Annotated in this window: 26 protein-coding genes; 7 read left to right on the top strand and 19 right to left on the bottom strand. The window is 66.6% G+C overall.

Annotated elements, in window-relative coordinates; translation table 11 throughout:
• Positions 1 to 42 precede the first annotated feature (42 nt).
• The gene (locus tag LG367_RS01835; RefSeq protein WP_226467505.1) at positions 43 to 900 is read right to left on the bottom strand and encodes a LysR family transcriptional regulator; all 858 of its coding nucleotides are present in this window, start codon (positions 898 to 900) and stop codon (positions 43 to 45) included.
• A 96-nt stretch (positions 901 to 996) separates the two neighbouring features.
• On the opposite strand from LG367_RS01835, the gene LG367_RS01830 reads away from it, so the two are divergent.
• Positions 997 to 1,833: a nuclear transport factor 2 family protein gene (locus LG367_RS01830; protein ID WP_226467504.1), complete on the top strand. Its 837-nt coding sequence runs from the start codon at positions 997 to 999 to the stop codon at positions 1,831 to 1,833.
• Positions 1,834 to 1,878: 45 nt separating this feature from the next.
• Here LG367_RS01830 and LG367_RS01825 read toward each other — a convergent pair whose 3' ends face one another.
• Together LG367_RS01825 and LG367_RS01820 are read right to left on the bottom strand one after the other, a co-directional pair.
• Positions 1,879 to 2,955 (bottom strand): DUF4349 domain-containing protein, encoded by a 1,077-nt coding sequence (locus tag LG367_RS01825; protein WP_226467503.1) that lies wholly within the window; start codon positions 2,953 to 2,955, stop codon positions 1,879 to 1,881.
• 163 nt (positions 2,956 to 3,118) lie between these two features.
• Positions 3,119 to 3,979, bottom strand: coding sequence for a helix-turn-helix domain-containing protein (locus tag LG367_RS01820; RefSeq protein ID WP_226467502.1), 861 nt, complete (start codon positions 3,977 to 3,979; stop codon positions 3,119 to 3,121).
• 163 nt (positions 3,980 to 4,142) lie between these two features.
• Here LG367_RS01820 and LG367_RS01815 point away from each other — a divergent pair, with 163 nt between their 5' ends.
• Positions 4,143 to 5,129 carry an alpha/beta fold hydrolase gene (locus LG367_RS01815; RefSeq protein WP_226467501.1) on the top strand — a complete coding sequence of 329 codons (987 nt, stop codon included), beginning with the start codon at positions 4,143 to 4,145 and terminating at the stop codon, positions 5,127 to 5,129.
• A gap of 24 nt (positions 5,130 to 5,153) precedes the next feature.
• Here the strand turns inward: LG367_RS01815 and LG367_RS01810 are convergent, their stop codons facing one another.
• Complete coding sequence (locus LG367_RS01810) at positions 5,154 to 6,431, bottom strand: acetyl-CoA C-acetyltransferase (protein ID WP_226467500.1); 1,278 nt, start codon at positions 6,429 to 6,431, stop codon at positions 5,154 to 5,156.
• 190 nt (positions 6,432 to 6,621) lie between these two features.
• On the opposite strand from LG367_RS01810, the gene LG367_RS01805 reads away from it, so the two are divergent.
• Positions 6,622 to 7,491, top strand: a complete 870-nt coding sequence (locus LG367_RS01805) for a hypothetical protein (protein WP_226467499.1) — start codon at positions 6,622 to 6,624, stop codon at positions 7,489 to 7,491.
• Positions 7,492 to 7,529: 38 nt separating this feature from the next.
• Here the strand turns inward: LG367_RS01805 and LG367_RS01800 are convergent, their stop codons facing one another.
• The 3 genes from LG367_RS01800 to LG367_RS01790 form a co-directional block, all read right to left on the bottom strand.
• Complete coding sequence (locus LG367_RS01800) at positions 7,530 to 8,120, bottom strand: superoxide dismutase family protein (protein WP_226467498.1); 591 nt, start codon at positions 8,118 to 8,120, stop codon at positions 7,530 to 7,532.
• Positions 8,121 to 8,251: 131 nt separating this feature from the next.
• Positions 8,252 to 9,688: a nitrogen regulation protein NR(I) gene (gene ntrC, locus LG367_RS01795; RefSeq protein WP_226467497.1), complete on the bottom strand. Its 1,437-nt coding sequence runs from the start codon at positions 9,686 to 9,688 to the stop codon at positions 8,252 to 8,254.
• A complete protein-coding gene (locus LG367_RS01790) occupies positions 9,678 to 10,808 on the bottom strand; it encodes an ATP-binding protein (RefSeq protein WP_226467496.1) in 1,131 nt (376 codons plus the stop codon). Before LG367_RS01790 ends, ntrC begins: the two co-directional genes overlap by 11 nt.
• 97 nt (positions 10,809 to 10,905) lie before the next feature.
• Here LG367_RS01790 and LG367_RS01785 point away from each other — a divergent pair, with 97 nt between their 5' ends.
• Positions 10,906 to 11,298, top strand: coding sequence for a hypothetical protein (locus tag LG367_RS01785; protein WP_226467495.1), 393 nt, complete (start codon positions 10,906 to 10,908; stop codon positions 11,296 to 11,298).
• Between the two features lie 102 nt (positions 11,299 to 11,400).
• Here the strand turns inward: LG367_RS01785 and LG367_RS01780 are convergent, their stop codons facing one another.
• The 3 genes from LG367_RS01780 to LG367_RS01770 form a co-directional block, all read right to left on the bottom strand.
• Positions 11,401 to 12,669: a glycosyltransferase gene (locus tag LG367_RS01780; RefSeq protein WP_226467494.1), complete on the bottom strand. Its 1,269-nt coding sequence runs from the start codon at positions 12,667 to 12,669 to the stop codon at positions 11,401 to 11,403.
• Positions 12,670 to 12,956: 287 nt separating this feature from the next.
• Entirely contained in the window at positions 12,957 to 13,778 is an 822-nt protein-coding gene (locus LG367_RS01775; RefSeq protein ID WP_226467493.1) for an arginase family protein, read from the bottom strand.
• Between the two features lie 22 nt (positions 13,779 to 13,800).
• Positions 13,801 to 14,391 (bottom strand): DUF1989 domain-containing protein, encoded by a 591-nt coding sequence (locus tag LG367_RS01770; protein ID WP_226467492.1) that lies wholly within the window; start codon positions 14,389 to 14,391, stop codon positions 13,801 to 13,803.
• Positions 14,392 to 14,500: 109 nt separating this feature from the next.
• Here LG367_RS01770 and LG367_RS01765 point away from each other — a divergent pair, with 109 nt between their 5' ends.
• Positions 14,501 to 15,394, top strand: a complete 894-nt coding sequence (locus tag LG367_RS01765) for a LysR family transcriptional regulator (RefSeq protein ID WP_226467491.1) — start codon at positions 14,501 to 14,503, stop codon at positions 15,392 to 15,394.
• 25 nt (positions 15,395 to 15,419) lie between these two features.
• Here the strand turns inward: LG367_RS01765 and LG367_RS01760 are convergent, their stop codons facing one another.
• From LG367_RS01760 to LG367_RS01750, 3 genes are read right to left on the bottom strand one after another with little or no spacing between them, the layout of a single operon-like run.
• On the bottom strand, positions 15,420 to 16,445 hold the full coding sequence (locus tag LG367_RS01760) for an SDR family oxidoreductase (protein WP_226467490.1): 1,026 nt from the start codon (positions 16,443 to 16,445) through the stop codon (positions 15,420 to 15,422).
• Positions 16,446 to 16,505: 60 nt separating this feature from the next.
• Positions 16,506 to 17,405: a DMT family transporter gene (locus LG367_RS01755; RefSeq protein ID WP_226467489.1), complete on the bottom strand. Its 900-nt coding sequence runs from the start codon at positions 17,403 to 17,405 to the stop codon at positions 16,506 to 16,508.
• Positions 17,406 to 17,440: 35 nt separating this feature from the next.
• Complete coding sequence (locus LG367_RS01750; RefSeq protein WP_226467488.1) at positions 17,441 to 18,247, bottom strand: MBL fold metallo-hydrolase; 807 nt, start codon at positions 18,245 to 18,247, stop codon at positions 17,441 to 17,443.
• A 105-nt stretch (positions 18,248 to 18,352) separates the two neighbouring features.
• Between LG367_RS01750 and pdxR the strand changes: the two genes are divergently transcribed.
• On the top strand, positions 18,353 to 19,822 hold the full coding sequence (pdxR, locus tag LG367_RS01745; protein WP_226467487.1) for a MocR-like pyridoxine biosynthesis transcription factor PdxR: 1,470 nt from the start codon (positions 18,353 to 18,355) through the stop codon (positions 19,820 to 19,822).
• A 56-nt stretch (positions 19,823 to 19,878) separates the two neighbouring features.
• Here the strand turns inward: pdxR and LG367_RS01740 are convergent, their stop codons facing one another.
• Both LG367_RS01740 and LG367_RS01735 read right to left on the bottom strand, forming a co-directional pair.
• Positions 19,879 to 20,292: a BON domain-containing protein gene (locus LG367_RS01740; RefSeq protein ID WP_226467486.1), complete on the bottom strand. Its 414-nt coding sequence runs from the start codon at positions 20,290 to 20,292 to the stop codon at positions 19,879 to 19,881.
• Positions 20,293 to 20,395: 103 nt separating this feature from the next.
• Entirely contained in the window at positions 20,396 to 20,923 is a 528-nt protein-coding gene (locus tag LG367_RS01735) for a CHRD domain-containing protein (RefSeq protein WP_226467485.1), read from the bottom strand.
• A gap of 286 nt (positions 20,924 to 21,209) precedes the next feature.
• Here LG367_RS01735 and LG367_RS01730 point away from each other — a divergent pair, with 286 nt between their 5' ends.
• A complete protein-coding gene (locus LG367_RS01730; protein WP_226467484.1) occupies positions 21,210 to 22,076 on the top strand; it encodes an alpha/beta hydrolase in 867 nt (288 codons plus the stop codon).
• A 10-nt stretch (positions 22,077 to 22,086) separates the two neighbouring features.
• Here the strand turns inward: LG367_RS01730 and LG367_RS01725 are convergent, their stop codons facing one another.
• The 4 genes from LG367_RS01725 to LG367_RS01710 form a co-directional block, all read right to left on the bottom strand.
• Positions 22,087 to 22,818, bottom strand: a complete 732-nt coding sequence (locus LG367_RS01725; protein ID WP_226467483.1) for an N-acetylmuramoyl-L-alanine amidase — start codon at positions 22,816 to 22,818, stop codon at positions 22,087 to 22,089.
• 195 nt (positions 22,819 to 23,013) lie between these two features.
• On the bottom strand, positions 23,014 to 24,570 hold the full coding sequence (locus tag LG367_RS01720; protein WP_226467482.1) for an ammonium transporter: 1,557 nt from the start codon (positions 24,568 to 24,570) through the stop codon (positions 23,014 to 23,016).
• A 19-nt stretch (positions 24,571 to 24,589) separates the two neighbouring features.
• Complete coding sequence (locus LG367_RS01715; protein ID WP_226467481.1) at positions 24,590 to 24,928, bottom strand: P-II family nitrogen regulator; 339 nt, start codon at positions 24,926 to 24,928, stop codon at positions 24,590 to 24,592.
• A gap of 33 nt (positions 24,929 to 24,961) precedes the next feature.
• Positions 24,962 to 25,708, bottom strand: coding sequence for a TorF family putative porin (locus LG367_RS01710; protein ID WP_226467480.1), 747 nt, complete (start codon positions 25,706 to 25,708; stop codon positions 24,962 to 24,964).
• Positions 25,709 to 25,815: the final 107 nt, after the last annotated feature.

Below are 25,815 nucleotides of genomic sequence, written 5' to 3'. Positions count from 1 at the left end.
GCTCTTGCCTGATCGACTAAGCGTCGTCGCGATCCCGCATCCTCAATCGCGCGCGGCGAACGCGCGCCAGTAACCGTTCCAGCGATCGTCCCCAACACGGTGGACGGCATGGACCTGGTTCTCCACCCGCGGCTGCGATGCCGGAATCCTGACCGGATGTAGCCGCGCCAGCGCCTGCGCGGCGTCGCCGGGCACGATGCTGTAACCGCGGCCCGCGGCCACGGCGGCCAGCGTTTCTTCCAGCTCGGCGTAGTGATCGCCGGGCACGCAACGATGGCGCGGATCACGATACGCCGCGTCGAACCAGCGCGCGAACACGTAATCGCTTTCGTCGTAGGTCACCGCCGGGCGCTCCGCCAGAAATCGCCTGCGCGCGAGGGCCTCGCGCGGCATCCGCCAGTCCGGCGGCACGACCAGCACCAACCGCTCGCGATACACCGGGACGAAAGTGAGCGCCCGGCTCGGCCGGGCGCTGAAGCAGAAACCGAAATCCGCCTGCGCATCGCGCACCTGCGCCAGCACCACATCGTTGAGCAGGTAGTGCAGGCGCAATGGGCGGCCATCCGCATGCCGCATCAATCGCCGATGCGCGACGTAGCGGCCGAATCCCGAGACGGCAGCAATGCGCACCGGCGTCGTCTCCTCGCGTCCGCTGCCCACCGCCGCCTCCAGCACGGCCAGCCAATCGCCACCGGCCCGCGCGAGCCGCTCGCCGGTCGCGGTGGGACGCAGTTCGCGCCCGCTGCGCACGAACAACCGCACGCCGAGCGCGGCCTGCAACTGCTGCAGGTCGTAGCTCACCGCGGCCTGGGTCTTGTGCAAGCGCGCCGCGGCCGCGCGCACGCCGCCGGCATCCACCACGGCAAGGAAGCTCGGCAGGAATCGCAACGCGTATCGCATCGTTCGATTTTCCTTGACGATGGACTCAAAGAAAATCAGATGGATCGAACGGTGTCAACGCGCTAGCTTGCCCTTCGCTCCCCGACGGGATTTTCCATGCTTCGCGCCCTGCTCTCGCTGCTGCTCGTTTCGGTGCCCGTGCTCGCGATGGCTCAATCCGCCGTTCCCGATCGCGCCGACATCGAGGAGGCGATCCGCCACTACTTCGCCGCCAACGACGAACGCGATCCGAAGCAGCTCGGCCTCGCCTTCCATCCCGGCACGATCATGTTCTGGGCCGATGCCGAGGGACGCCTGCAATCGCTCGACCAGAATCGTTGGAAGGCGCGCCTGGCCGATCGCGCGCAAGTGATTCCCATCGCGCGGGAGCGACGCATCCTCTGGATCGACCAGAGCGGCGATGGTGCTTCGGCGGAAGCGCTGAGCCGGTTCGACGATTTCCAGTTCCGCGACTACCTCACGCTGCTGCGCATCGAAGGGCGCTGGCGCATCGTCGGCAAGGTCTTCGTCAGGCAATCGCTGGCCGATGCGGCCGCGGACAGCAAAGCCGCAGACGCGCGTGGCAAACAGGAAATCGAAACACTGATCCGGCGCAAACTCGCCGCGATGGACGCCAACGATGGCGGCCTGCTCGCCAGTGCCTATCTGCCGCAGGCACAGACGGCAACGCTGGAAGACGGTGAGCTGGTGGCGTGGCCGATTGCGGAATGGTCGGCGCGCTTCGACAGGGATGCCGCGGCCGATATCCGGCCACAAGGTGTGGAACGCCGCATCGAACGCATCGAGACTGCCGGGAACGTGGGCTGGGCGCGCTTCACGCACCACCGATCCGGAGGAGTCGTGGTCGATTATGCCCTGCTGGTGCGCAGCGGTGGCCTGTGGCGCATCGCGCATCTGGATTATCTGGTGGCGAGGGCCACGCCCTCGCCATGATCTCCACTCCGGCGACGCGGTGCCGGAGTGGAGATGCATCGTGGATCAAGTGTCAGAACCGGTATCAGAACGAGTTTCGACGGGCGATGCAGCCAACGGTGCGACAGCGCGCGGGCGGCGCATCATCAGCCGGCGCAGCCACCAGCCCACCACGATCACGATCAGCCACAACGGCCACAGCGCGGCCAATCCGACGACGAGATTCAAGAAGCCATCCCATCCCGCGCGCATGGAATGCCACAGACGCGTGAAGAAGCCCGGCGATTCGGCGCGCACGATCGCTTCCACATCCGGACGCACGGTGCGGCGCACCTGCGGGGCCTGATACAGGGCGAGATCGATCGTGCTGTAGGCCACGCGGTCCTCGAAGGTCTTCTGCGCGATCAAGGCCTCATCGCGCTGCGCCTGCGCCTCGGTGCGCGCGTAGATCGCGTCGGTTTTCGCCGATGTCCTGCCCGCGCCGTCGGCCACTTCGCCCAGCGCGCCTTGCGCCTGTTGCTGGCGCGCGAACGCCAGCTTCTGCCGCAGCAGTTCGAATTGCGCGTCCTGCGCGGAGAAGCCGCGACGGTCGAGGAACTCCACCTGCGCCGCCATCGCGCGCAGGAACTCCTGCGTGCGCGCGCTCGGCACGCGCACCTGCAGGTCCGCACGCAAGACGTAGGTCGCCAGATCGATCACCTGGCCCTCGCCGTCGGGCCGCGACAGCGTGCTCTCGATGTCGGCGCGGATGTCGTTTCGGGTGACGAAGCCGCCGTACTGCGCGGTCAGATCCTCGATGGCGAGCGCCGAGCGATAGACCTCTTTCACGCTGAACTGCGCGTTGGCGGTACGGATGAACTTGCGCTCGCCGTCGTCGAAGGCCATCGACGAGGATTGCAGTTGCGTCTGGGGATCGGGCGGAGGAGGCGGTGCGGAGCCGGAGGCTTTCGCGGACACTTGCTTCTCCTCCTGTGGCATCGGCGGTGCCGCGGGCGCGGCTACCTGGTCGGCGAGCACGGCTTGCGCCATCTCGGCGTTGCCCGCTGCGGCGGCGGTGGACGCGGGCGATTCCTGCTTGGCGCAGGCACCGATGAGCACGGTCAGGCAGCACAGCAGCAGACCGGTGCGGACATTCGCTTGCATGGTGGACCCCTTGGCGATGAAGGTGGGTGGACGTTGCAGTCGGCGAGGACTGCATACGCACCACCCCGCGCTTCGGGGTTAACGGAAGCGGCGGGCCAGGATCACCGTCGTGCTCCGCGGCCAGCGATAGCGCCACGACCTGTCCGGGCGGGATCGATGGCCTTCAGCCGTATTGCCCGGCCTCACTGGCCGCCTTTTCTCTATCGCGCAATTCATGGCAGAACGCGGCCGTGGCATCGTCCATCGGGAAGCAGCATTCGATGTGCTGATCCTGAAGGGTGATGTTCCGGGCGAAACCGAACATGGTGAAGCTGGAGAAAAAGCGCAACTCGCGCCCATGCTTGCGAAACACCGTGGTCAGCAGCGGAGACAGCGTCGCATCCGGATCCCGCGTGCGCCATTGCGGCGGAACGCCGGGGTAGGCCAGCGCCTCCTCGAGCAGGGCGCGCGGCACCGGGTCCGACGGCATCGCCGCCACCGCCGCATGCACGTGCCGGATCAGCTCGCCCGCCAGTTCCTCCCAATTCGCCGTGGCCGCACGCATGTCGGCGGGATCGAAGACCTGGCGGATGATGTTCCGATGCGCGCTCGGACGGCCGTCCATGACGAAATCGCCGATGCGCTGCGCGCCTCGATTGGCCATCAGCACGTCCCAGTGCCGGCTGACCAGGAATGCCGGATAGGGTTCGTGCTGGGCCAGGAAGTAATCGACGGCGCGCTGGATGTTCGCCTGCTGCGATCCGCTCAACACCGTTTCCGCCGCTTCCGGCGCGTGGCCCGCGGCCACCAGCAAGGCATCGCGCTCGCGCGCGGGCATGCCCAGCACTTCGGCGAAGCGCCGCACCATCTCGCGGCTGGGTTGTGCCTTTCCGGTTTCCACGTAACTCAGATGGCGCGCGGACACGCCCGCGCTCAGCGCCAGATCCAGCTGGCTCAATCGGCGCACCGTGCGCCATTCGCGCAATAGCGCACCCGCATGCACATGCGGGTGCGACGGCTTCGGCGTGCGCGGTGGAGATTCCACGTGACGATCATAGTGAGGCCACGGCCGTCGCGAGCCATGACTGATGGCCTATCTCGTGCGAAATCGCGGCGATATGACCTCCGAGGTCATTGCGAGGGCTCTCGCCACCCGCCCATGCTCCTCGCCGCCGAGCCGAGTGGCTCCCTTTTCCGAGGACACGTGCATGCAACGCAGACAGTTCATCGGCCTGGCGGCCGGCGCATTGGCAGGCGGAATATTGGGCGGACACAGCATCCGCGCGATCGCCGGTGTCCACGATGCAGTCCCCGATGCGAACGGTCCGTTGAATGCCGCGCAGTACCACGCTTCGCGACGCTTCGCCAAAACACGCTTCGGCGAGATCGCCTACGTCGAACGCGGCACGGGCAAGGCGGCGCTGTTCCTGCATGCCCATCCGTACAACGGATTCCAATGGCGTGGCGCGCTCGATCGCCTTTCGGCCCATCGTCGCTGCATCGCGCCCGATCTGCTTGCGTTGGGATACACCCGTGTCGCCGCGGGCCAGAGCGTGACGCCCGCCGCGCAGGCCACCATGTTGGTGGCGTTGCTGGACAAGCTCGCCATCCGCGACGTCGACCTCATCGCGAACGACAGCGGCGATGCCATCGCACAACTGATCATCGCGCAGCATCCGCGACGCGTGCGCACTGTGCTGTTCACCAACGGCGACGAAGCGCAGGACAGCCCGCCTCCGGCGCTCAAGCCGCTGATCGCGCTCGCGCACGCCGGAAAGTCCACCGATGTGTTTGATGGCTGGCTGGCGGACAAGGCCTCCGCCCGCCTGCCGAACGCCATCGGCGGCGCGGTCTACGCCAATCCCGCGACACTCACCGACGAAGCGATCGACTACTACTTCACTCCGCTGATCCGCTCACCACGACAACGCGCCCTGGTGGATGCGTCCATCATCGGCTTCGAACCCAATCCGCTGACCGACATCGCGCCCGCCTTGAAGCGCTTCAAAGGGCCGGTGCGGATCGTCTGGGGCACGGCCGACACGCTTTTCTCCCCGGACAGCCCGGATCGCCTGGATCGCGCCTTCGGCAACTCACGCGGCGTGCGCCGGCTGGAGGGCATGAAGACGTTCTGGCCGGAGGAACAGCCGGACGTCCTCGCCGAGGAAGCGCGGCAATTGTGGGGCGTTGCCTGAGCGTGCCGTCAGGGCGGCAACACCTCAGCGTTCCAGGATCGCCACCACGCCCATGCCGCCGGCGGTACAGATCGAGATCAGGCAACGGCCGCGACCACGTTCCTTCAACTGCTTCGCGGCGGTGGCGACGATGCGCGCGCCGGTGGCCGCGAACGGATGGCCGGTGGCGAGCGAGGAGCCGAGCGGATTGAGCTTGGCCGGATCGATCTTGCCCAGCGGCGCGTCCAGGCCCAGGCGATTGCGGCAGTAGTCCTCGCTCTCCCAGGCGCGCAGCGTGCACAGCACCTGCGCGGCGAAGGCTTCGTGGATTTCGTAGATGTCGAAATCCTGCAGGGTGAGGCCGTTGCGCTTGAGCATCTCCGGCACCGCGATGGTCGGCGCCATCAGCAGGCCCTCGCCGTGCACGAAATCGACCGCGGCCACCTGCGCGTCGCGAATGTGGCAGAGCACTTCATGCCCGTGCCGGGCCGCCCATTCGTCGGAGGACAGCAGACACGCCGCCGCGCCATCGGTGAGCGGAGTGGAATTGGCGGCCGTGAGCGTGCCGCGACCGGAAATCTTGTCGAAGGCCGGCTTGAGCGTGGCTAGCTTCTCGATCGAAGTATCGGCGCGCAGGATGTTGTCGCGCGAGACGCCGCGGAAGCTCACCACCAGATCGTCGAAGAAGCCGCGCTCATAGGCCGCCGCCAGCTTGTGATGCGAGGCGACGGCGAGTTCGTCCTGCGAATCGCGCGCGATGTTCCACTCCTTGGCCATGTCCTCGCAGTGGTCGCCCATCGACTTGCCGGTGCGCGGCTCGGCCACGCCCGGGTACTCGGGCTTCAACTCGCGCAGGTGGAACCCCTTGAACGCGCGCAGCTTGTCCTTGGTGGTCTTGGCGGTGACCGCGGCGATCAGACGGCGGCGCAGCTTCTGCCCGAACACGATCGGCACGTCGGACGTGGTGTCCGAACCGCCGCCGATGCCCGATTCGATCTGCCCGGTGGCGATCTTGTTGCCGACGGTGATGATGCTGTCCAGCGAGGTGCCGCAGGCGCGCTGCAGGGTGATGCCCGGCGTCAGCGGCGACAGGCCGGAGGACAGCGTCGCCTCGCGACCGAGGTTCCAGTCGCTGCTGTGCTTGAGCACCGCGCCCATCGCCACTTCGCCCAACTGCTGGCCGTGCAGGCCGAATTTCTCCACCAGGGCACCGAGCGTGCGGACCGACATGCCGAGATTGCCGACATCCGTGTACGCCGTGTACTGCCGGCAGAAGGGGATGCGGACGCCGCCGAGCACGGCGACGGGACGGCCTTGTAGCATGGGGTTTCCTCGGTTTTCGAGCGCCATCTCCGACGGCGCGCTTTGACGGCTGGGCGGGAAGGCATGCAGTCTAGCGCTGTCGCTGCGCAGGGCCAATCACGTGGCGTGAACTCCTCGCAAAAACCCGTATCCTCGCCACATTAGATGCTGTGGCTCGATGCGTGACTGTTCGAAGTGACCCCGATTCGCAATGAATGACCCCTCCTTTCAAGTGTTCGGCGCACTGGCGCTGGAACTGGCCCCGAGCGACGGGACCACGCGCGACGCACTCCCGCAGGAGGCCGCGGGTGCGCTGGCGGCCGCGATCGCGCACGATCTCGCCGGTTTCGCCGCCGACGCCGCTGCGCTCGACCTGATCACCGTCGGCGCCCACTACGACCCCGTGGAACTGCTGCGCCCCGGCTGGCCCGTGCATCGCGAACTCGATCAGCTCGGCGCGCGCGCTCCGGGCAACCGCGGCGAGCAAGGCCGCATCATCGCCTTCGGCAGCCACGAGGATCGCCTGCCCGGGGCATTGGCACCCTCCAGTGATTACGCCGGCGGACCGCTGCGCCTGGTGCCGTGGCTGCTGAGTGGAGAGGCCACCATCGCGCGACAGGTTGGCGATGTGTTCGAACGCGATCTGATGGAACGCGGCATGGCCAGCGCGGCAACCGCCCTGCAGGCGCAGGAAGTCTTCGGACTGCGCATCGAGCACGCCCGCTACCTCACCGTGCACGACCTGTGCGCGCTCACAGCGATGCAATACGAACACGCCGGACTGGCGCCGTTGTGGCCGATCCTGGAAACGGCACTGCTCTCGCCACAGCGTGAAGCCTGGCTGGACGCGCCGCCGGAGCCACTGCTGCACTACGTCGACGGCGAAGCGCGCGTCGCCCTGCTCACACCCGACGCCTGGCGCAAGCGTTACGCGCGCGATGTCGGCGACGACATCGAACGGTTGCAGCGCGGCTTCTCACATTTCGAAGCCCGTCAGCGACAAATGGCCGCGGTGCTGATGGCGCATGGTGTCGCCGTCACGTTCGCGCATTGCAGCGGCGATCCCGTGGGTGAGCTGTAGGCGTCGAAATCCTTCTCGCATGGAGAAGGAAAGCGCCATCACTGCGTCACGTTGATCACACCGCAAGCCACGCGCGCACCGGAATTGCCGGCCGGCTGGCTTCGGTAATCATCCGCGGCCGCATGCACCACGACCGCCCTGCCGACGATGTCGTTGTAGGCGCCGCCGCCCAGCGTGACACCGACCAGATGGATGTTGATCTTCGCCACGCCATCGGCGTCGGCCACGATGTTGTCCATGTCGCCGGCATGATGCGTGCCCGTGCCGCTACGGCCGTGCGTGCTGCCGGTGGGATTGAAATGTCCGCCCGCGCTGCTGGCATCCACCGCGCTGCAATCGCCCTTCTCGTGCACGTGGATGGCATGCGTTTTACCCGCGCCGAGACCGCCGATCTCGCCGGTGATGTGCACGCCATCGCGCATCGGCACGAGCGTGAGCTTGCCGCTGACCAGGCTGCCCGATGCGGAAGCGAGATTCGCCGTGGCCGATTTCGCGGTGCTCGTGGTCGGAACCGGCACGGGCTTCGGTGTCGCGCTGGACGAAGGCTTGGTGCCGGAAGTACTGGAGCAGGCGGCAACCATCACGACGATCGCGGCCGAAAGCAATGTGTGACGCATGGAGACTTGCATGACAGACTCCGTCAACGGGGGATGATTACGCTAATCAGCGCGGGGTTTATGCAAGATGAAGCGTTCGTGAGTGTTGAGCGGAAAGCATTCGCTCGTCACTTCATTTGCGCAAGCCTTGATGGTGATCGCACTCATCGAGGCTTGCGTCCGGATCCCAGCTTGCGCGTCACCGTGTTGCGCCCAAGCCCGAGCCGAGCCGCGGCCTCCGCGCGCCTGCCACCCGTGTGCGACAACGCGACTTCGAGCAGAACACGATCGAGACGTTCTCGCGCCTGCGCATGGATGTCCTCGTCGGCCGCGCGCAAACGCGCATGCGTCCACTCGGCGAGCGCCGCATCCCAGTCCGTCGCGACGACGGGCGTTGTCGGTGGTGTGCTCGCGGTCAAGGTGCCATCGAGATCGGCGACGGTGATCGTGTCCGTCGGCGCCAGCGCCGCCACACGCCAGCACAGGTTTTCCAGCTCGCGCACGTTGCCCGGCCAGTCGTAGGCGAGCAGACGCTCGAGCGCGGCCTTGCCGAAACGCTTCGGCGGCGCCTGGATGCGTTCGGCGGCCGATTGCAGGAAGCGTTCGGCCAGCTTCGGAATATCCTCACGACGCTCGCGCAAGGGCGGCAGACGCAAACGCACCACGTCGAGACGATGCAGCAGATCGGCGCGGAAGCGTCCATCGGCGACCAGCGCTTCGAGATGCTGGTGCGTCGCCGCCACTACGCGCACGTCGACGCGGATCAGCTCGCGTCCGCCAACGCGAAAGAACTCGCCCTCGGCCAGCACGCGCAGCAACCGTGTCTGCAACGGTAGCGGCATATCGCCGATCTCGTCGAGGAACAGCGTGCCGCCGTTGGCCTGTTCGAAGCGCCCGATATGGCGTTTCGACGCGCCGGTGAAAGCACCGGCTTCGTGACCGAACAGCTCGCTTTCCAGCAGCTCGGCCGGGATTGCCGCCGTATTCAAGGCCACGAACGGACCGCGCGCGCGCGGCGATTCGCGGTGCAACGCATGCGCCACCAGTTCCTTGCCGGTGCCGGTTTCGCCGGTGATCAGCACCGACAACGGCGCCTGCGCCAGTCGACCGATGGCGCGGAACAATTGCCGCATCGCCGGCGTCTCGCCGATCAGCGTATCGGCGTCGCCTCCCGCATCGCCCGTTGGCGTGACCTCACCTTCGGCGGCTTCGCGCTGCTGCGCGAGCGTGCGCGTCGCCAGCGCGACGGCATCGTCGAGATCAAAAGGCTTCGATAAGAATTCGTGTGCCCCGCCGCGGAATGCCCCTGCCGTGCTGGCGACATCGGTGTAGGCCGACATCACGATCACCGGCAACCGCGGATGCGTGCGCTTGAGTTTGTCGAGCAGCACCAGTCCGTCGTCGCCGGGCATGCGCACGTCGGTGAACAACAGTTGCGGTGCCGTACGCGTGCCGAGCGCTTCGAGCACCGATTGCGCCGAGTCGAACCCCGTCACCTCGAAGCCAGCATCGCGCAACGCCGTCGCCAGCACGAAGCGCACGCTGCGATCGTCATCGACGACCCAGATGTGGGCCGGGTCTTGGAGCGACTCATTTGCCATTCGCGAGTTCCTGCTTCAAGTCAGCGTGCTTCAAGTCAGCGTGTTTCAAGTCAGCATGCTTCAAATCGGCCTGCTTCAATTCGATGTGTTCCAACTCGGTGATGGCCAGTGGCAGCAGCAACGTGAAAACGGTATGCCCCGGTCGCGAACGGAACGTCAGCGAACCGCGATGCTCGCGCGCCACTTGTTGCGCCAGCGCCAGACCGAGACCACTGCCTTCGGCGCGCCCGGACACCAGCGGCAGGAACACCTGCTCGGCCAACGATTCCGGCACGCCGTGCCCGTCATCGGAAATCTCCAGACGCAACGCCACGGAATACAGACGATCGGCGATGCGCGCGCCGTGCTCGGCGCGCGTGCGCAGCGTGACCGTCGCCGCGCCGGCCTCGATGGCGTTGCGCACGAGATTCCACACCGCCTGCGTCAGGCGATCGGCATCGCCACGCAGATCGGGCAGGCTCGGGTCGTAGTCGCGCAACAGCTTCACCGTCCAGCCGGCATCGCTTTCGGCCAGACGCAGCACGCGTTCGAGCACGACGTGAATGTTCAGATCGGTGTGCGGCTGCGGCGGCGCGGGCGAAAGCAGTCGATCGAGCAACTGCGTGAGGCGTTCGACTTCCGATTCGATCAGGCCGGTGAGTTCGCGCGAAGCCGGATCGTCATGACGCCGCGACAGCAACTGCGCCGCGCCCTTCACGCCCGCCAGCGGATTGCGCAACTCATGCGCGAGCCCTTTCAACGCCGCCGACATCGCCGAGGGCAATGCCGCCAGCGGATCCTCACCCGGGAACTCGTCGACCGGATGCACCTCCAGCCGCCAGCCGCCGGCATCGAGGCGGGCCAGCCAGACATCGGCGAAATGCGGCGGCCCCACTGCCCCTGGGAACGCCAGCGGCAGGCGCCGCAGGCAGACCAGCTCGCGCTCGCCACGATCGGCCATGCACCGCGCCAGTGCATCGCCCTCGAACTCGAAGGCGGCCAGCGGCAGTCCCGGCATGCGCTTGGCGCTGACGCCCAGCCAGCGGGCGAAGGCGGTGTTGGCCGAGAGGATGTGGCCATCCGCGTCGGCCTGCGCCAAAGGCGTGCTCAACAGATCGTAGGCGGCATCATCAGCGCTCATTGCACCAATATAGTGCAGAGATGAGGTCTTGGGGGGCCGGACGCGGCAATCCGATAATCTTCGCGGCCAAGTTCGCACCAAGCACCAAGAGGGTGCCATGCCGTCCTGGCGAATCCCGATCACGATACTGCGCTCCCTGCTGGCGATCGCACTGGCCCTCGCGGCGGTGGTCGTGATCAACCTGTTGGGCGGCGAGCTGGCGGACTGGTTCGGATTGCCGCCGGGCGGAGACGGTCGGCTGGCTTGGGATCTCGGCTGGGTGATCGCATCCGGCACGGCCGCCATCTGGGTGGCGGCGCGCGCGGCGCCTCGCGCGCCGCGAGGGCACGCCCTGGCGTTCTTTGTAATGCTGCTGGCTGCCGCCGTGTGGGGCGTGGTCAGGATGGGCGGCGATTATCCAGGGTGGTTCTGCGCGGGCCTCGTGCTGACATTGCCGCTACAAGGATGGGTGGGCATGAAGCTGGCGCTGCTCGGAAGACGCGGGAGCTGAAACCCGGCATTCCCCTGGGCGGAACATATTCACAGCGTTCGCGAGGCCCGGATGCTTTCAGCGGCCCGCGCCGGATCGCTCGATCGCCGCACACGGGATCGCCTATGCCGCGAGCGCGAGCCCGCGCGCGTCACGCACGGTCTGCTCGATCACCTCGACCGCGCGCGCGCATGCGATCTCGCCGGGCTCGGTCATCTGCTGCACGGCGCGACAGCGTTCGATGCTCGCAGGGCTGACGAGCTCACGCAGCGCCGCCGCGAGTGACGCGGCGTCACGATCACGTTCCAGCGTGATGCCGCAGCCGAGCGCGGCGACGCGGCGCGCATTGTCGGTCTGGTTGGTGAAGGACGGCAGCATCAGCTGCGGTACGCCGGCCGACATCGCGAGCGCGGCCATGCCGACGCCGCCCTGATGCACGAACGCGCCCACACGCGGCAGTAGCAAATCGAGCGGCAGATACGACTCGTGCCGGACGCCGTCCGGCAGCGGCGGCAATTGATCGGCGAGACGGGTCACCAGGATGCCGCGCTGATCGGCGGCCTGAAGCGCTTCGATCGCTGTTTCGAAGAAGGCGCGGCTCTTCGTCGCCGCCGTGCTGGCCGCGACCACTACCGGCGGCGATCCGGCGTCGAGAAAATGCTGCAACCCTTCCGACAGTTCGCGCGCCGCGTCGGCGCTGCGATACAACGGGAACCCAGTCAGCGTGACATGCGCCGGCCAATCAGGCGGACGCTTGCAGAGCCATTCCGGAAACAGGCCGATGATACGTTGCGGCGAAAACAGCCAGCGGCTGTACATCCGTCGCGGCAGCGTGCGATCGAACTCGCGCGCGGCCTCGCGCAGCAGGCTTCGGCACAGCGGATCGATCAGTGCATATTCGACGGCCGCGAACGCCGGACGACGCAATCCATACGGCAGCCCGAGCACGCCGCGCAAGGATTTGTAGAACGGCGGATCGCGCAGGGAGATCAGATCGGCCGGCGTCAGCATCGTCGACACGTATGGCGTTCCATAGCGATCGTGCAACAACCGCGCGATGCCGGAGACCGACAGCGGCGAGATGATCACGGTCTCGTCATCGATCTCATTCGCGGCCAGGCGCGCGCAGGCGGCGATCTTTCCGGAAAAGAACCGGAAATGGCTGCGGATCCATTGCAACGGCCGCATCCGGCTCGCCTCCTCGTTGAACGTGCGCTTCTCGTCGCCACCGAGGGTGCAGATGGCACGCAATCCCAGCGATCGCGCCGCCTCGATGTATTCGTACGTCGCCAGGAACACGACCTCGTGCCCGCGATCGCGGAGCGCGCTGGCGAGCGCGAGATGCGGATGGATGTCGCCGTCGGAACCTCCGGTCAGGATGATTGCCTTCATCGTGTATCCCCACTCCCCATCTCGCGACCGATGCCGGTTGATTGCAGTCTATCGAGCCTTCAACGGTCTTCACGGGACCTGCGATCGGTTTTCTCGAACCCGTCGATGCGGCTTGATGCTTGCATGAACTGCCGCACAGCTTGAACGTTATTCGCGTCTCGCTTGCGTGAATCCCATCGGTCGCGATGAAACGACAACGCGCGGCATCCCTGCGGCATGTGGCGATTGGAGATTTCACGCGCCTTTCACCCCGGCGTGGACGCCTCCACCGGATTCGCGCAGTCAGTTCATACGGCTGCGGCGCTCTTCCGTGCGTTCTTCACCATCATCCCGCCGATTTCCTTCAGCAGTTTCGCCGCGACGAGCGCCGTCATGTCGGACACGTCGCAACGCGGGTTGTACTCGACGATGTCGGCGGCCATGATCGGCTGCCCGATGCCCTGGATCAGATCGATCACCTGACGCAACGTCGGCCCGCCGGGTTCGCGATGCGAGACGCCGGGGGCGTGGGCCGGGTCCAATCCATCGAGGTCCAGCGAGAGGTAGACCGGGGTCGTGATGTCGAGCCGGAGATCCCCTCGCCAGTGCGCCGCTTCGACGGTCTCGACGCCGAAGCGTTCGATCTGCGCGCGATTCTCGGCGTTGAGCGTGCGCAATCCGACCTGGATCAGGCGATCGGCCAGCCGCTCTTCCATGATCCGCGCGAAGGGCGAGGCGTGGGAACGTGGATTGTCCTGGTAGGCGTGGTAGATGTCCGGATGCGCGTCGATGTGCAGGAGGGTCAGGCGGGCATGACGACGACGCACCGCGCGCAGGATCGGATAGGTGATCGCGTGATCGCCGCCGAGGCAGATCAACGGATCGCCGGAGGCCATCGCATCCGCCACGCGCTGCTCGATGAGAGTCCAGGGATCGGAAGCGTCGTCGAAACGGATGTCGCCATGATCCGTCAGCCTGCCCGCGGCGAGCAGATCGATTCCGGTTTCGCTCCAGGCACTGTACGCGTCGGAGTGCAGGGCGCGGCGAATCAGAGAAGGCGCTTCGGAGGCGCCTTGCAGGAACGAGGAGTTGTCGTCGTTGGGGATGCCCAACAGGGAAAGCCTGGTCATTCGAATCTCCGGTTGGGTTGCGTCAATCGACGAGAATCTCGAACGCGAGCGGCATGGGCGGCGCGCCGTCGTTGCAGGTCGATGCGGGACACGAGGACAGCGCGATCGCCAGATCCATCTCGGCGCGCAGCACGATCGCATCGCCGGCGCGCGACTGCGGTGGCGCGAAGACCAGCCGCCCATCGGCCGCCACGTCGACGCGCATGAAGACATTGAGCGGCGTCGGCAACGGTTCCGGATCGATGCCGAGTTCGCGCAGCGCGGCACTGAGGTTGTCGTTGCAGTTGGCGTGATCTCCGGTGACGCCGTACTGGATGCGATACATCTCGGCGCTGCAGGCGGAATACAGGAAGTCGTGCCGTCCCACCTGGTCGTCGAGGATGGTCAGCATCGGATGGCTGCGATCCGACCAGAGCATGTCGCCCGTGGAGACGTAAATCTTTCCGCCATAGTCGAACGTGCGGCCGTTCGAGAGTCGCTCGCGGCCATCCTGCGAGAAGGCGACGAGATCGCCGCTCTGTCCGCCCTGCGGATCGATGATGCGCAACCGCTCGCCGCGCCTGAGTCGCAGCCCAACGCCGCCGGCTGCTGGAATCACTCGCTGTTCGATCATGGAACCCTCCTCTCGCCGGGACTACTCCGGCTCGATGGAGAGGGACCTTAGCGGCGCCAATCTGTCAGGTCCACTTCGCAAATCTTCAATTGATTGTAAGATTTTCTTGATGTTCGACCTGACCCGCCTGCGTTTGCTTCGAGAACTCGCCCATCGCGGCACGATGACGGCGGTCGCCGATGCGTTCGGCCTGACCTCGTCCGCGGTGTCGCAGCAACTCGCCACCCTCGAACGCGAGGCCGGCGTCGCCTTGCTGGAGCATGTCGGGCGCCGCGTGCGCCTGACCGCTGAAGGCGCGCGGCTGGTGTCGCACGCGGACGCGATCCTGCAGGCGGTCGAGGCCGCCGAGCACGATCTGCGCGCGGCCGACGAGCACCCGAAGGGCGCACTGGAAGTCGGCTGCTTCTCGACGTTCGCCAAGACACATCTGCTTCCGGCCGTCGTGCGGCTGCGGGATCGCTTCCCGCAGATGCACGTGGTGCTCCGCGAACTCGAATCCGCCGATGCGATCGAGGCCGTGCGCGATGGCCGCTGCGATCTGGCCATCGCGTTCGCCTACAACCTGGTACCGCGGCCGGAAGTAGCCGGTCTCGCTTCGCAGTTGCTGCTGGAAGAGCCCGTGCTGCTCGCGTTGCCAGCGTCGTGGCGAGCCGAGCGTGGTCCGATCGCGCTGGAACGATTGGCGCGGGAGAACTGGATCGTCGGATCGCGGCAGACCGACGATCACCTGCTGGCGCAACGCGCCTGCGCGGCCGCAGGTTTCGCGCCACGGATCGCGCATACCGTCGACGATTACGATCTGCTGCTCAGGATGGTGTCGGCGGGACTCGGCGTGGGCTTCGCGCCAGAACTTGGACTGCGTTTTCCGAGTGCTGACACGATCGTGACCCGCAAGCCCGGCGGCTTGCCGCTCAGCCGCCGCGTGCATGCGCTCACGCGCAAGACGCTTGCCGCCTCGCCATTGGTGCGCGCGTTGTTGTCAGAGTTGACGGGCGATCTCTAGCGGCGACGCAACAACTTTCGTCGATTCACTTCAACAAACCGAGCCGCACGAGGCTTTCGGCGGTGGCGACCAACGCGTCCTCGCTCGATCTCGGTGTCCAGCCCAGCACGCGCCGCGCTTTCTCGGATGTCGCGTTCTTCGGCTTCCCAAGCTCGGGCAGGATCTGCTTCACGGCCGGATCGCGCAGCGAGGCCAACCGCACCAGCCAGTCGGGCAGCTGCAAGGTCGGCGCGCGTTTCGCCGCGCTGCCCACGCGCGACTTCAACGTTTTCGCCATGTCGCGGATGGAAAGGAAATCACCGGCGACGGCGAGGAAGCGTTCGCCCTTCGCGGCCGGATCGGTCATGGCGCGCAGATGCAGCGCGGCCACGTCGCGCACGTCGACGACGCCGAAGTACAGGCGCGGACAACCCGGCATGGCGCCGTCCATCAATCGCTGCACCAACAGGATCGAGGTCGAGTAATCCGGCCCCAGCACCGGGCCGAAAATACCCACCGGATTGACGACCGACAGTTCCAGTCCGCTACCCTCGCGTCCGATGAAATCCCAGGCGGCACGTTCGGCCAGCGTCTTTGATTTCACGTAGGGCAGCACGTCGGCGCCCTCGGGCTGCGTCCAGCTGGTTTCGTCGAACGGGGCTTGTTGCGGCGGATGGCCGTAGCCGATCGCAGCGAACGAGGATGTCAGCACCACGCGTTTGACGCCGGCATCGCGCGCGGCGCGCAGCACGCGCAATGCGCCCTCGCGCGCCGGGACGATCAATTCGTCTTCGTGCTTCGGAAGGCTTTCCGGGAAAGGGGAAGCGACGTGCAGCACGTAGTCGCAACCGGCGACCGCTTCCGCCCAGCCTGCATCGCGTTCGAGATCGGCAACGGCGAAGGAGAGTTGATCACCGGGCTCGGCACCGCCTTGCGCGAGCATGGCACGCACGCCGGCTTCGCGCTTCGCATCGCGCACCGTGGTGCGCACGACATGGCCGGCGGCCAATAACTGCAAAAGGCAATGGCTGCCGACGAATCCCGAACCGCCAGTCACCAGCACCGTTGCCATCGCCGTCCCTCGCCTGCGGATCGAAGGCGGCAACGTAGCACGGAGGATGGCGCGCGGCCGCTACTTCGGCGCGCGCTGGCTGAAGGCGACGCTGCCGAGGATCAGCGCACCGGCGATGCCCATCTTCAATGTGAGCGGTTCGTCGAGCAGCAGCCACGCCCAGGCGACGCCGAACAGCGGGATGAGATAGGTCACCGTGGACGCGCGCGCCGCGCCGATGCGGGCGATCAACCGGTAATACAGGACGAAGGCCAGCCCGGTGCAGAGAATGCCGAGCAGCGCCGCCGACACCCACGACTTCATCGGGATCGCCGCCTGCGGCCAGGTCGCGATCGCGAACGGCAGCGTGAGCAACGCGGCGCTGCCGAGCGTGGCGGAAGCGACCGCGGCCGGTGGCAATCCGGTCAGATGCCGGCGCACGAGGTTGATGCCGATGCCGTACAGGAACGAGGCGGTCGCGCCCGCGGCGACGGCCCAGCCGATGCTGGCGCCGGCCACCTTGCTGCTCGCCAGCACCACGACGCCGGCGAATCCCGCCACCAGCGCGACGGCGCGGCGCGTGCCGATCTTCTCGCCGAAGAACAGGAAGCCGACCAGCGCGGTGAACAACACCGTCATCGCATTGGTGATCGCGCCGACACCGGCCGGCGCGCGCTGCGCGGCCCAGGCGAACAACAGGAACGGCAACGCCGAGTTGATCGCGCCGATCAGCGCGAGCTTCGGCCACAGAGCCAACGGAAACTGCGCCCGTGCGCGCCACAACAGCGGCATCAGCGCGATCGATCCGAGCGCGAGCCGCACCTCGACCAGCGCGATCGGGCCGAAGTCGTTCGCGGCCACGCGCATGAACAGGAACGAGGCGCCCCAGATCGCGCCAAGCACGGACAGTTCCAGCGGCGTGAGCCAGGCGCGTTCAGCGGGAGTCGTGGTCGGCACGGGAGCGGTCTCGATGGCTTGCATGAGGAGAACCTCGGGTGATCAGTATCGATGGTGTGTCAAGCGGCGGCGGCGAGCAGGAAGCGATCGAACGAAGCGTCGACGGCTGAACGGCCACCGCCGATGATGTTGCGGCCCCAGGTGTAGCCGTACACGTCCTCGAAATCGAAAGGCTCCAGGCGTTCGCGCATCGCGCGCACGTCGCTCACGTTCATCGGCACGTAGTTGGGATAGCTGTACATGAAGGTGACGTGGCGGCGGTCGAATACGACTTGCAGCGCGTCACCCGGCAACAGCGTGCCGCCGGGACGCGGCCCATGCTTCCAGTGGATGGCGGTGCTGCCCGGAAAATGGCCGCCACAACGGATCAGAGTGACGTCGTTGGACAGCGCGAGCGTGTCGCCGCCCCAGAATTCGATCCGCTTCGACGGCCGCTGCACCCAGGCCTTGTCGGCCTCGTGCAGCAGGATCGGCACGCCGCCGAGCGCTTCGCTCCACTCCACCATCGCGGTGTAGAAGTGCGGATGCGAGATGAGGATGCGATCGACGCCGCCACGCGCCTGCAACGCGGCGACCGCCTCGTCGGTGACCAGGCTGACGCACTCCCACAGCAGGTTGCCGGCGTCGGTGCGCAGATGCAGCGCGCGCTGGTTGATGGCGAAGTCCGGCGACAGGCCGATGCCGAGCAGGCCGGCGTCGTCTTCCAGCCGCTGCGTGTGCTTGGCGGCCAGCGCTTCGTGGGTGGTCCAGGCCTGGCCCTGCCAGCCGACGTACTGGCGATCGTCCTCGCAGATCGGGCAATGGGCGGGCGGAGCAGCCGTTTCGGCGTACTGGGTACCGCAGGTGGCGCAGACGTAACAGGGCATGGCGGGCCTCGCGGAGCTGGAGTGGGCGCGGCGGCCGGGATTGCCGCCTGAGGCTATTGAAAGGCGTAATCTGGCACCTTGGAGATGCCAGTTTTAGGAAAAAAGATGGAGCCAGTTTTTCCCTTCGATCTGGCCCTGCCGGCACGCGGACAAGGCTCGCTGACGCAGGTCCTGCACCAGCAGCTGCGCGCCGCGATCCTCGACGGCCGCCTGGCCGCGGGCGCGGCGCTGCCCGCCACGCGACGGGTCGCCGCCGTGCTCGGCATCGCGCGCAACACGGTGGTCGCCGCCTACGATTTGCTGATGGCGGAGGGTTACGTGGTGCCGAAACCGGGCGCGAAGGCGACGGTCGCCAGCATCGCCGCCAGACGCCCCGCGAACGCCGCGCGGCATCTGCCGAAACCGGACGACCACCGCTTGAACCCCACTTACTGGCAGCCGCCTTTCATGGGGCCGACCGCGCCGCCCGGCCTGCCGTCGCAGAGCTTCCGCATCGGCGTTCCCGATCACCGCCATTTCCCGCATGCGTTATGGCGGCAGTTGTCGGCACAGTCCCTGCGCGCATGGGCGAAGTCGCCCTTCCGCTATCCGCCCACCGAAGGCATTCCCGCGTTGCGCGAGGCGATCGCGCAGCACGTCGCGTTCGCGCGCGCGGTGGCGTGCACGGGCGAGGACGTGATCGTGACCTCCGGCGCGCAGCAGGCCTTCGATCTGTTGGCGCGTCTGCTGGTGACACCCGATCGCACCTGCGTAGCGGTGGAGGATCCAGGTTATCCCACCTTCCGCACGACTTTCACCAACGCCGGCGCGCGTGTGGTGGCGATTCCCGTGGACGATGAAGGTTTGTGCGTCGATCAGTTGCCGAACGACGTGCGCGTGATCTGCGTGACGCCTTCGCACCAGTCGCCGACCGGCGTGGCGCTATCGCTGCGACGTCGCACCGCCCTGCTCGATTTCGCGCGCAAGCACGACGCGGTGATCATCGAGGACGACTACGACGGCGAATTCCGTTTCGGCGGCCGTCCGCTGGATGCCCTGCAAACGCTCGATTGCGACGCGCTGGTGTTCTACGTCGGCACGTTCTCGAAGAGTTTGTTCCCCGCCCTGCGCAAGGGTTTCGTCGTCGCGCCGGCGTGGGCGCGCGATGGCCTGCTCGCCGCCAAGCTGTACGCCGATTCGCATTGCGACGAGATCGCGCAGATGACGTTGGCCGCCTTCATCCAGGGCGGCCACCTGGCGCGGCACGTGCGCAAGATGCGCTCGCTTTATGCGGCGCGACGCGAGGCGCTGCTCGATGGCATGCGACGCGAACTGGGCGCGTGGCTCGATCCGCTTCCCTCCGAAGCCGGCCTGCATCTGGCCGCGCGCATCCGCGAACCCGAGCACGCCGGACGCATCATCGCCGCGACACGGCGGCATGCGCCCGGCGCGCAATCAATTGCCGAATATTCGCTGACACCGCCACAGCGGCCGGCGCTCTCGTTCGGCTATGGCGTGATCGATGCCGAGGAGATCGCGCCGGCGCTGTCGCGGCTGCGCCGCGCCCTGGAAGTCACCGGCACGGAAGGCGGATAGTCCATGCCCAAGGGCGCAACGCTCGCGAGCCCCAGATCAACGTGGATCAATGCGGATCAATGGCCCGCCGAACCTTCTACGGTCAGCGCGCTGGAATCCACATCCTTGACGCCCTTGACGCTACGCGCCACCGCGATCGCCCTGTCGACCTGCATCTGCGTCTTCACGGCACCGGACAATTTGACCTGTCCGTTCACGGTCTCGACGTCGATCTTGAGGCCGGACACATCGCGCGCGGCCAGCAATTCGGTCTTCACCTTGGTGGTGATCCAGCTGTCGCTGACTGGTTGCACGGATTCTTTCTGCTCCGTGCCTTGTGGCTGCCCGTTCCGCGAATCCGCGGCCATGGCATTGAGGGACAACGCGCTGCCGAGCAATACGCTTGCAACAATGGTGATCGATTTCATATTGGCGTCCTCGTAAGATGAGCCATCACGCCGAGAGCGGTTGCGAACGAACAGCGCGCACATGCCCGCAATCGGCGCACAACGACCGTACGCCGACGAGAGTTAACCTCAGGGAACCGTGACGTTATCGCCGGATGTGGCGACTGAACCTCACTTCAATCTCTCTTCACGGCTGGGACCATCCGTGATGCGTCTGTCCGCGCACTTCGCCCGCCGGGAACGTGCTCGAGTGCACGTTGACGTATGCGGCGCCCGCGCGAATCGCGCGCACCAGTTCAGCGAATTCGCCCGCGGCGATGCCCTGCCCCGCGGGTCCGATCACGTTGGCGGCGGTCAAGGTGCCGGTCACGCGCGCGGGCGCGGGCGCGCACGTGGGCGCCAGGCCGGTGGGATCGGGATTGGCCGCGGTCTGGCACAGGAACACGCTCACGCCGCCGTTGACGCCGCGCTGCCCAAAATGAATGTGGGCCTGACGAACGTCGCCCTGCAATGCGTCGTAGCGCAACTCGTAACGGATGCTGCCTTGGCGATCATTGATGAAAGCCACGAACGCACCTTTCGCCGTCGACGACACCGATGGCACTTCCTCGAAACTGCGCAACGGCACCACCACGACTTCGGCGGAAGCCACGGCGGCAACGGCGCACAACGCACCTGCCAGCAGCAGACGCGGCACAGCGGCGGACGCTCTCATGGCGGACCTCGGGCGAGGAAAACCGCGGATGCGGTCGAATCACGCTAGGCAGGCGATTGTTCAACAGCAGTGAATTTCCCCGGCCCGCGCCGGCCTCGCCGACGAGCGGTCCGCGGTCGACCGGCATCGCCGTTGCGGCGTGACGGGTGTCGGCTCCGATGCCCGTTCAGCCGGGACAATCGCGACGATGCGCACGGTGGACATTGGCGCCGCGCCGCGTCAGGCCGGTTGCGCCGTTCCTGGCGACGGTGCATCGTCTGCCGAACATCCACGGTTTCGAGGGCGTATGCCTCCAGACGACGGACAGGCACGGGAGGCTGCGGCCCACGCTCCGCTGACGATGCGCGATGGCGCCGCGTTGTTCGTGCGCGATTGGCCGGTCTCCGGCGCGCACCGCGCGGTGCTGCTGGTGCACGGCCTCGGCGAGCATTGCGGGCGCTACGACGCGCTGGCGCAGTGGTTCAACCGGCGCGGTTATGCGGTGCGCAGCTACGACCAGCGCGGGCATGGCCGCACACCCGGACAACACGGCGCGATTCCACGCGCGGATGCGCTGCTGGAAGATCTGGCCGACCTCTACTCCGACTACGCCACCTCGCTCGGTTTCGCGCCATTGCTGGTCGGCCACAGCATGGGTGGCCTGGTCGCGCTGCGCACGGTGCTGGATGGCCGCATCGCGCCGCCGCTGCTGGTGCTCTCCTCGCCCGTGCTGCGTGCGCATGAACCCAAGTGGCTGCAGGCCCTGGCCGCGCGATTGACGCCTCTGCTGCCGAACCTGCCGCTGCGCGCCGGCCTGAAAGCCGACAAGCTCTCGCACGATCCCGCGGTCGGGCCCGCGTACAAACGCGACCCGTTGCGCTATGGCTGGGTCACGCCGCGTCTGGCGAATTTCATCTTCCGCGCGGGTGCGGCGTGCATCGCCGATGCCCAGCAGCTGCGAGTGCCGAGCCTGCTCCTGTACGCGGGTGACGACTACCTCGTCGATCCTACCGGCAGCCGCGACTTCGCCGCTGTCGCGCCGCAAGCGCTGCTGACCACGCAGAAGTTCGACACGCTGTATCACGAGCTGTTCAACGAAGCCGATCCGGGCCGCAGCGAAGTGCTGACGGCGCTGGAGACATGGTTGTCGCCGCGATCCGCCGCAGCGGCGTGACCGGAATCGCTCAGTCCGCCTGCCGCGTCAGCGCGTGGAGGATGCGCAAGTCCTCGGCATCGAGTACGTCGGTCTCGCTGCCGCGGAAGTGTCGATGGAACGCGCGCACGGTCGCGGCGCGATCCTCCAGCGGATAGCCGATCAGGCGCAGCGCGAGCCAGGGATCGAAACCCGGCGGCGGTTCGCCGGCATCCGCCGCCGGCCAACGGCCGAAACCGGCGTCCGCGAGCCGCTTCCAGGGAAATTTCGCACCGGGATCGCGTTTGCGTGTCGGCGCGAAATCGGCGTGCGCGACGATGTCGGTGCGCGCGATGTTCAAGCGCGTGCACAAGTCCTCGAGCAGCACCAGCAGACTGTCGATCTGCTCGGGCGGGAATTCGGCGAGGCCGTCGTTGTCGAGTTCGATGCCGATGGACGCGGAATTCAGATCACCGATCGTGCCCCAGCGTCCCGGTCCCGCATGCCAGGCGCGTTCGCCATCGGCCACCAGCTGATAACGCTTGCCATCGCGGCCGATCAGGTAATGCGCGCTGACCGGGCCGCCGCTGTTGGCGGTGCGCAGCGTGTCGAGGCTTTCCTGCACCGAATCCTGCTCGGTGGCGTGGATCACGATCAGCACGGCCTTGCGCGGCCCGTAGTTCTTCGACGACACCCACTGCGCGAGCGGATTGTGTTCGGGCGCGTGCGCGCAGGCGGCGAGCGCCGCCGCGAGGACGGCGGCGATGAGGTTTCGGAAACGCATGCCGCATTGCAACCGCGCCAGCAACGATTTGCAAGCAGGCCCCACTCCCTGTCATTCCCGCCTTCGCGGGAATGACGAACTGAAGGATCACGACGAGCAGACAAAAAAATCCCGATGCACCGCATGAGCGGATGCATCGGGATGAACAGCATGGTGCGGCGGCCCCGGGGAGGGTTCAGATCCGCCGCACGGCCGTCATGCTTCGTATGCGCTTTCTCCGTGCGAGGTGATGTCGAGGCCTTCGCGTTCGGCTTCTTCCGGCACGCGCAGGCCAACGGTGAACTTGACGATCAGGAACGACACCAGCGCCACCACGCCCGACAAGGCGACCGTGACCAGCACGCCCTGTGCCTGGATCCACACCTGTCCGGCAATGTCGTATTCCGGCAGCGCGGTTTCGGTGACGTAATCCCAGATGCCAGCGCCGCCGAGTTTCGGCGCCGCAAACACGCCTGTCAGCAACGCACCGGTAATGCCGCCCACGCCATGCACGCCGAACACATCGAGACTGTCGTCGGCGCCGAGCAAGCGCTTCAATCCACTCACGCCCCACAGGCAGAGCACACCGGCGATCGCACCGATCGCGAGCGCGCCGCACAGGCCGACGAAACCGGCCGCCGGCGTGATCGCCACGAGTCCCGCCACCGCGCCCGAGGCCGCGCCCAGCAGCGACGGCTTGCGCTTGGTGATCCACTCCACCACCACCCACGCCACCACCGCCGCGGCGGTCGCCAGGAAGGTGTTGACGAAGGCGATCGCAGCCACGCCGTTGGCTTCCAGCGCAGAACCGGCGTTGAAGCCGAACCAGCCCACCCACAGGATCGAGGCGCCGATCATCGTCAGCGTCAGGTTGTGCGGCTTGATCGCCTCACGTCCGTAGCCGGTGCGCTTGCCGATCACATACGCGCCGACCAGACCGGCGATGGCGGCATTGATGTGCACCACTGTGCCGCCGGCGAAGTCCAGCGCGCCCTTGGCGAACAGGAAGCCGGATTTCTCCAGCGCCTTGGTCGCGGCGTCGGCGTCGGTGAACGCATCCGGGCCCGGGAAGAACCACACCATGTGCGCCATCGGCAGATAAGCGAAGGTGAACCACAGCACCGTGAACACCAGCACGCCGATGAACTTCACGCGCTCGGCGAACGCACCGAGCACCAGCGCGCAGGTGATGCTGGCGAATGCGCCCTGGAACACGAAGAACGCCAGTTCGGGAATGTAGACGCCCTTGGTGAACGTGGCACCGAGCGCGTTCGCATCCAATCCTTTCGCGAACAGCCGATCCGTGCCGCCGATGAACGCACTGCCTTCGGTGAACGCGAAGCTGTAGCCATACAACGCCCACAACACCGCGATCAGCGAGAACACCGTAAGGTTCTGGATCAGGATCGACAGCACGTTCTTCGAACGCACCAGGCCGCCGTAGAACAACGCGAGGCCCGGCAGCGTCATGAAGATCACCAGCGCCGCGGAGACCAGGACCCAGACGGTGTCGGGTTTGCTGGCCGTCGGTGCCGGCGCGGCGGGTGCCGCAGGTTCCGCCGGAGCTTCTGCCGCGGCAGCTTCAGCCGGTGCGGCAGTCGCTTCCGTGGACGCAGCGGGTGTTTCCTGTGCACTCGCCGCTTCCGCAGTGGCGGCGGGCGTTTCCTGCGCGAAGGCGACCGCCGTGAGGCCGGACAACATCAGGCCGCACAGCAGCGTCAGGCACAGCGCGTGAACACGGGTGGACCACCCGGAGAAAAATCGAGTCTTCATAATTGCCTCCGTGTGGATGTCAGAGCGCATCGGCGCCAAGTTCGCCGGTGCGGATGCGGATGGCCTGCTCGATCGGCGTGACGAAGATCTTGCCGTCGCCGACCTTGCCCGTGCCCGCTGCCGATTGCAGCGCTTCCAGCGCGCGTTCGAGCAGCTCCTCGGTAACTGCGCATTCGATCTTCAGCTTGGGCAGGAAGTCGACGACGTATTCGGCGCCGCGATACAGCTCGGTGTGGCCTTTCTGCCGTCCGAAGCCTTTGACCTCGGTGACGGTAATGCCCGACACGCCCACCTCGGTGAGCGCGCCGCGCACGTCGTCGAGTTTGAACGGGCGAATGATGGCGGTGATGAGTTTCATGCGGTTCTCCCAGTCTTGATATGCATCGCTGCCTCAGAACGCCTTGGCGAAGGTCACCGCGAAACGCCCATCGGCGATCTTGGTGCCACGCGCGTTGGTGTAGAGCGCCTCGTCCGCGTTGGTGTCGGTGTAGGCCGCGGCGATCGAGAAGCCGTTGTCGAAGGATTTGGTGACGCCGAGCTTCCAGTCGGTGTATTCGAAATCCTCGTTCTCCTTAATCCACTGCTTGCCGCCATGGACGTTGAGCGTCCAGCCCGGCGTGAAGGTCCAGTTGACCGAGGCGTCGAGATAGCCGCTGCCGTCGGAATCGACGTAACCGAACAGATCGGTGAGCGAATAGGAATATTTCAGGCCCAGCGACAGCTCCTCGATCGGCGTGACGGTGCCGCCGACGTACAGTTCGGTCGTGTTGGCTTCGTTGAAGTCGTCGGGGAAATCGCCCGGGTAGTAGTAGGTGAGCGCGCCGACGTCGTAGGCGAAGATATCGCCGGCCTTGCCGCGATAGCCGAAGTAGCCGTCGAGTTCGAGGCTGCTGGAGATGTCACCGGGAATGTCGGACAGCCAGCTGATGTTGCTCCCCCAGGCACCGACGTAGAAACCGCTGTCGTGCGCGTATTCGATACCGCCCTGCAGGGCGGGGTCCTCATTGGTCTGCGACACGCCGCGGAAGACGTAGTCACTGGTCAGGGCGACCGAGCCTGTGGTGCCGGCGTGCGCGTAACCCGCTCCGAACAGAAGGAGAGTTAGGGACGATGCGATTGCGATCTTTCGGAACGACATGACAGGCCCTCTTCAAAGAATGGCCCTCCCCGGTCACTGCTGATGTTGCTGGCCGGCCGCTTCTATGGCGCCCTGACCGTTTGCTTTTCTCCTGTCGACTCGGCTTG

Source organism: Luteimonas panaciterrae (genome assembly GCF_020511115.1).
GTDB lineage: Bacteria > Pseudomonadota > Gammaproteobacteria > Xanthomonadales > Xanthomonadaceae > Luteimonas > Luteimonas panaciterrae.
The sequence above is the reverse complement of the archived record's forward strand: the minus strand, read 5'-3'. Positions and strand labels throughout refer to the sequence as shown.

Bases quoted from the DNA above. Each gene is read 5' to 3' on its own strand.
- LG367_RS01835 (WP_226467505.1), bottom strand. From the start codon at position 900: ATGCGATACGCGTTGCGATTCCTGCCGAGCTTCCTTGCCGTGGTGGAT.
- LG367_RS01830 (WP_226467504.1), top strand. From the start codon at position 997: ATGCTTCGCGCCCTGCTCTCGCTGCTGCTCGTTTCGGTGCCCGTGCTC.
- LG367_RS01825 (WP_226467503.1), bottom strand. From the start codon at position 2,955: ATGCAAGCGAATGTCCGCACCGGTCTGCTGCTGTGCTGCCTGACCGTG.
- LG367_RS01815 (WP_226467501.1), top strand. From the start codon at position 4,143: ATGCAACGCAGACAGTTCATCGGCCTGGCGGCCGGCGCATTGGCAGGC.
- LG367_RS01810 (WP_226467500.1), bottom strand. From the start codon at position 6,431: ATGCTACAAGGCCGTCCCGTCGCCGTGCTCGGCGGCGTCCGCATCCCC.
- LG367_RS01805 (WP_226467499.1), top strand. From the start codon at position 6,622: ATGAATGACCCCTCCTTTCAAGTGTTCGGCGCACTGGCGCTGGAACTG.
- LG367_RS01800 (WP_226467498.1), bottom strand. From the start codon at position 8,120: ATGCAAGTCTCCATGCGTCACACATTGCTTTCGGCCGCGATCGTCGTG.
- ntrC (WP_226467497.1), bottom strand. From the start codon at position 9,688: ATGGCAAATGAGTCGCTCCAAGACCCGGCCCACATCTGGGTCGTCGAT.
- LG367_RS01790 (WP_226467496.1), bottom strand. From the start codon at position 10,808: ATGAGCGCTGATGATGCCGCCTACGATCTGTTGAGCACGCCTTTGGCG.
- LG367_RS01785 (WP_226467495.1), top strand. From the start codon at position 10,906: ATGCCGTCCTGGCGAATCCCGATCACGATACTGCGCTCCCTGCTGGCG.
- LG367_RS01780 (WP_226467494.1), bottom strand. From the start codon at position 12,669: ATGAAGGCAATCATCCTGACCGGAGGTTCCGACGGCGACATCCATCCG.
- LG367_RS01775 (WP_226467493.1), bottom strand. From the start codon at position 13,778: ATGACCAGGCTTTCCCTGTTGGGCATCCCCAACGACGACAACTCCTCG.
- LG367_RS01770 (WP_226467492.1), bottom strand. From the start codon at position 14,391: ATGATCGAACAGCGAGTGATTCCAGCAGCCGGCGGCGTTGGGCTGCGA.
- LG367_RS01765 (WP_226467491.1), top strand. From the start codon at position 14,501: ATGTTCGACCTGACCCGCCTGCGTTTGCTTCGAGAACTCGCCCATCGC.
- LG367_RS01760 (WP_226467490.1), bottom strand. From the start codon at position 16,445: ATGGCAACGGTGCTGGTGACTGGCGGTTCGGGATTCGTCGGCAGCCAT.
- LG367_RS01755 (WP_226467489.1), bottom strand. From the start codon at position 17,405: ATGCAAGCCATCGAGACCGCTCCCGTGCCGACCACGACTCCCGCTGAA.
- LG367_RS01750 (WP_226467488.1), bottom strand. From the start codon at position 18,247: ATGCCCTGTTACGTCTGCGCCACCTGCGGTACCCAGTACGCCGAAACG.
- pdxR (WP_226467487.1), top strand. From the start codon at position 18,353: ATGGAGCCAGTTTTTCCCTTCGATCTGGCCCTGCCGGCACGCGGACAA.
- LG367_RS01740 (WP_226467486.1), bottom strand. From the start codon at position 20,292: ATGTGCGCGCTGTTCGTTCGCAACCGCTCTCGGCGTGATGGCTCATCT.
- LG367_RS01735 (WP_226467485.1), bottom strand. From the start codon at position 20,923: ATGAGAGCGTCCGCCGCTGTGCCGCGTCTGCTGCTGGCAGGTGCGTTG.
- LG367_RS01730 (WP_226467484.1), top strand. From the start codon at position 21,210: ATGCCTCCAGACGACGGACAGGCACGGGAGGCTGCGGCCCACGCTCCG.
- LG367_RS01725 (WP_226467483.1), bottom strand. From the start codon at position 22,818: ATGCGTTTCCGAAACCTCATCGCCGCCGTCCTCGCGGCGGCGCTCGCC.
- LG367_RS01720 (WP_226467482.1), bottom strand. From the start codon at position 24,570: ATGAAGACTCGATTTTTCTCCGGGTGGTCCACCCGTGTTCACGCGCTG.
- LG367_RS01715 (WP_226467481.1), bottom strand. From the start codon at position 24,928: ATGAAACTCATCACCGCCATCATTCGCCCGTTCAAACTCGACGACGTG.
- LG367_RS01710 (WP_226467480.1), bottom strand. From the start codon at position 25,708: ATGTCGTTCCGAAAGATCGCAATCGCATCGTCCCTAACTCTCCTTCTG.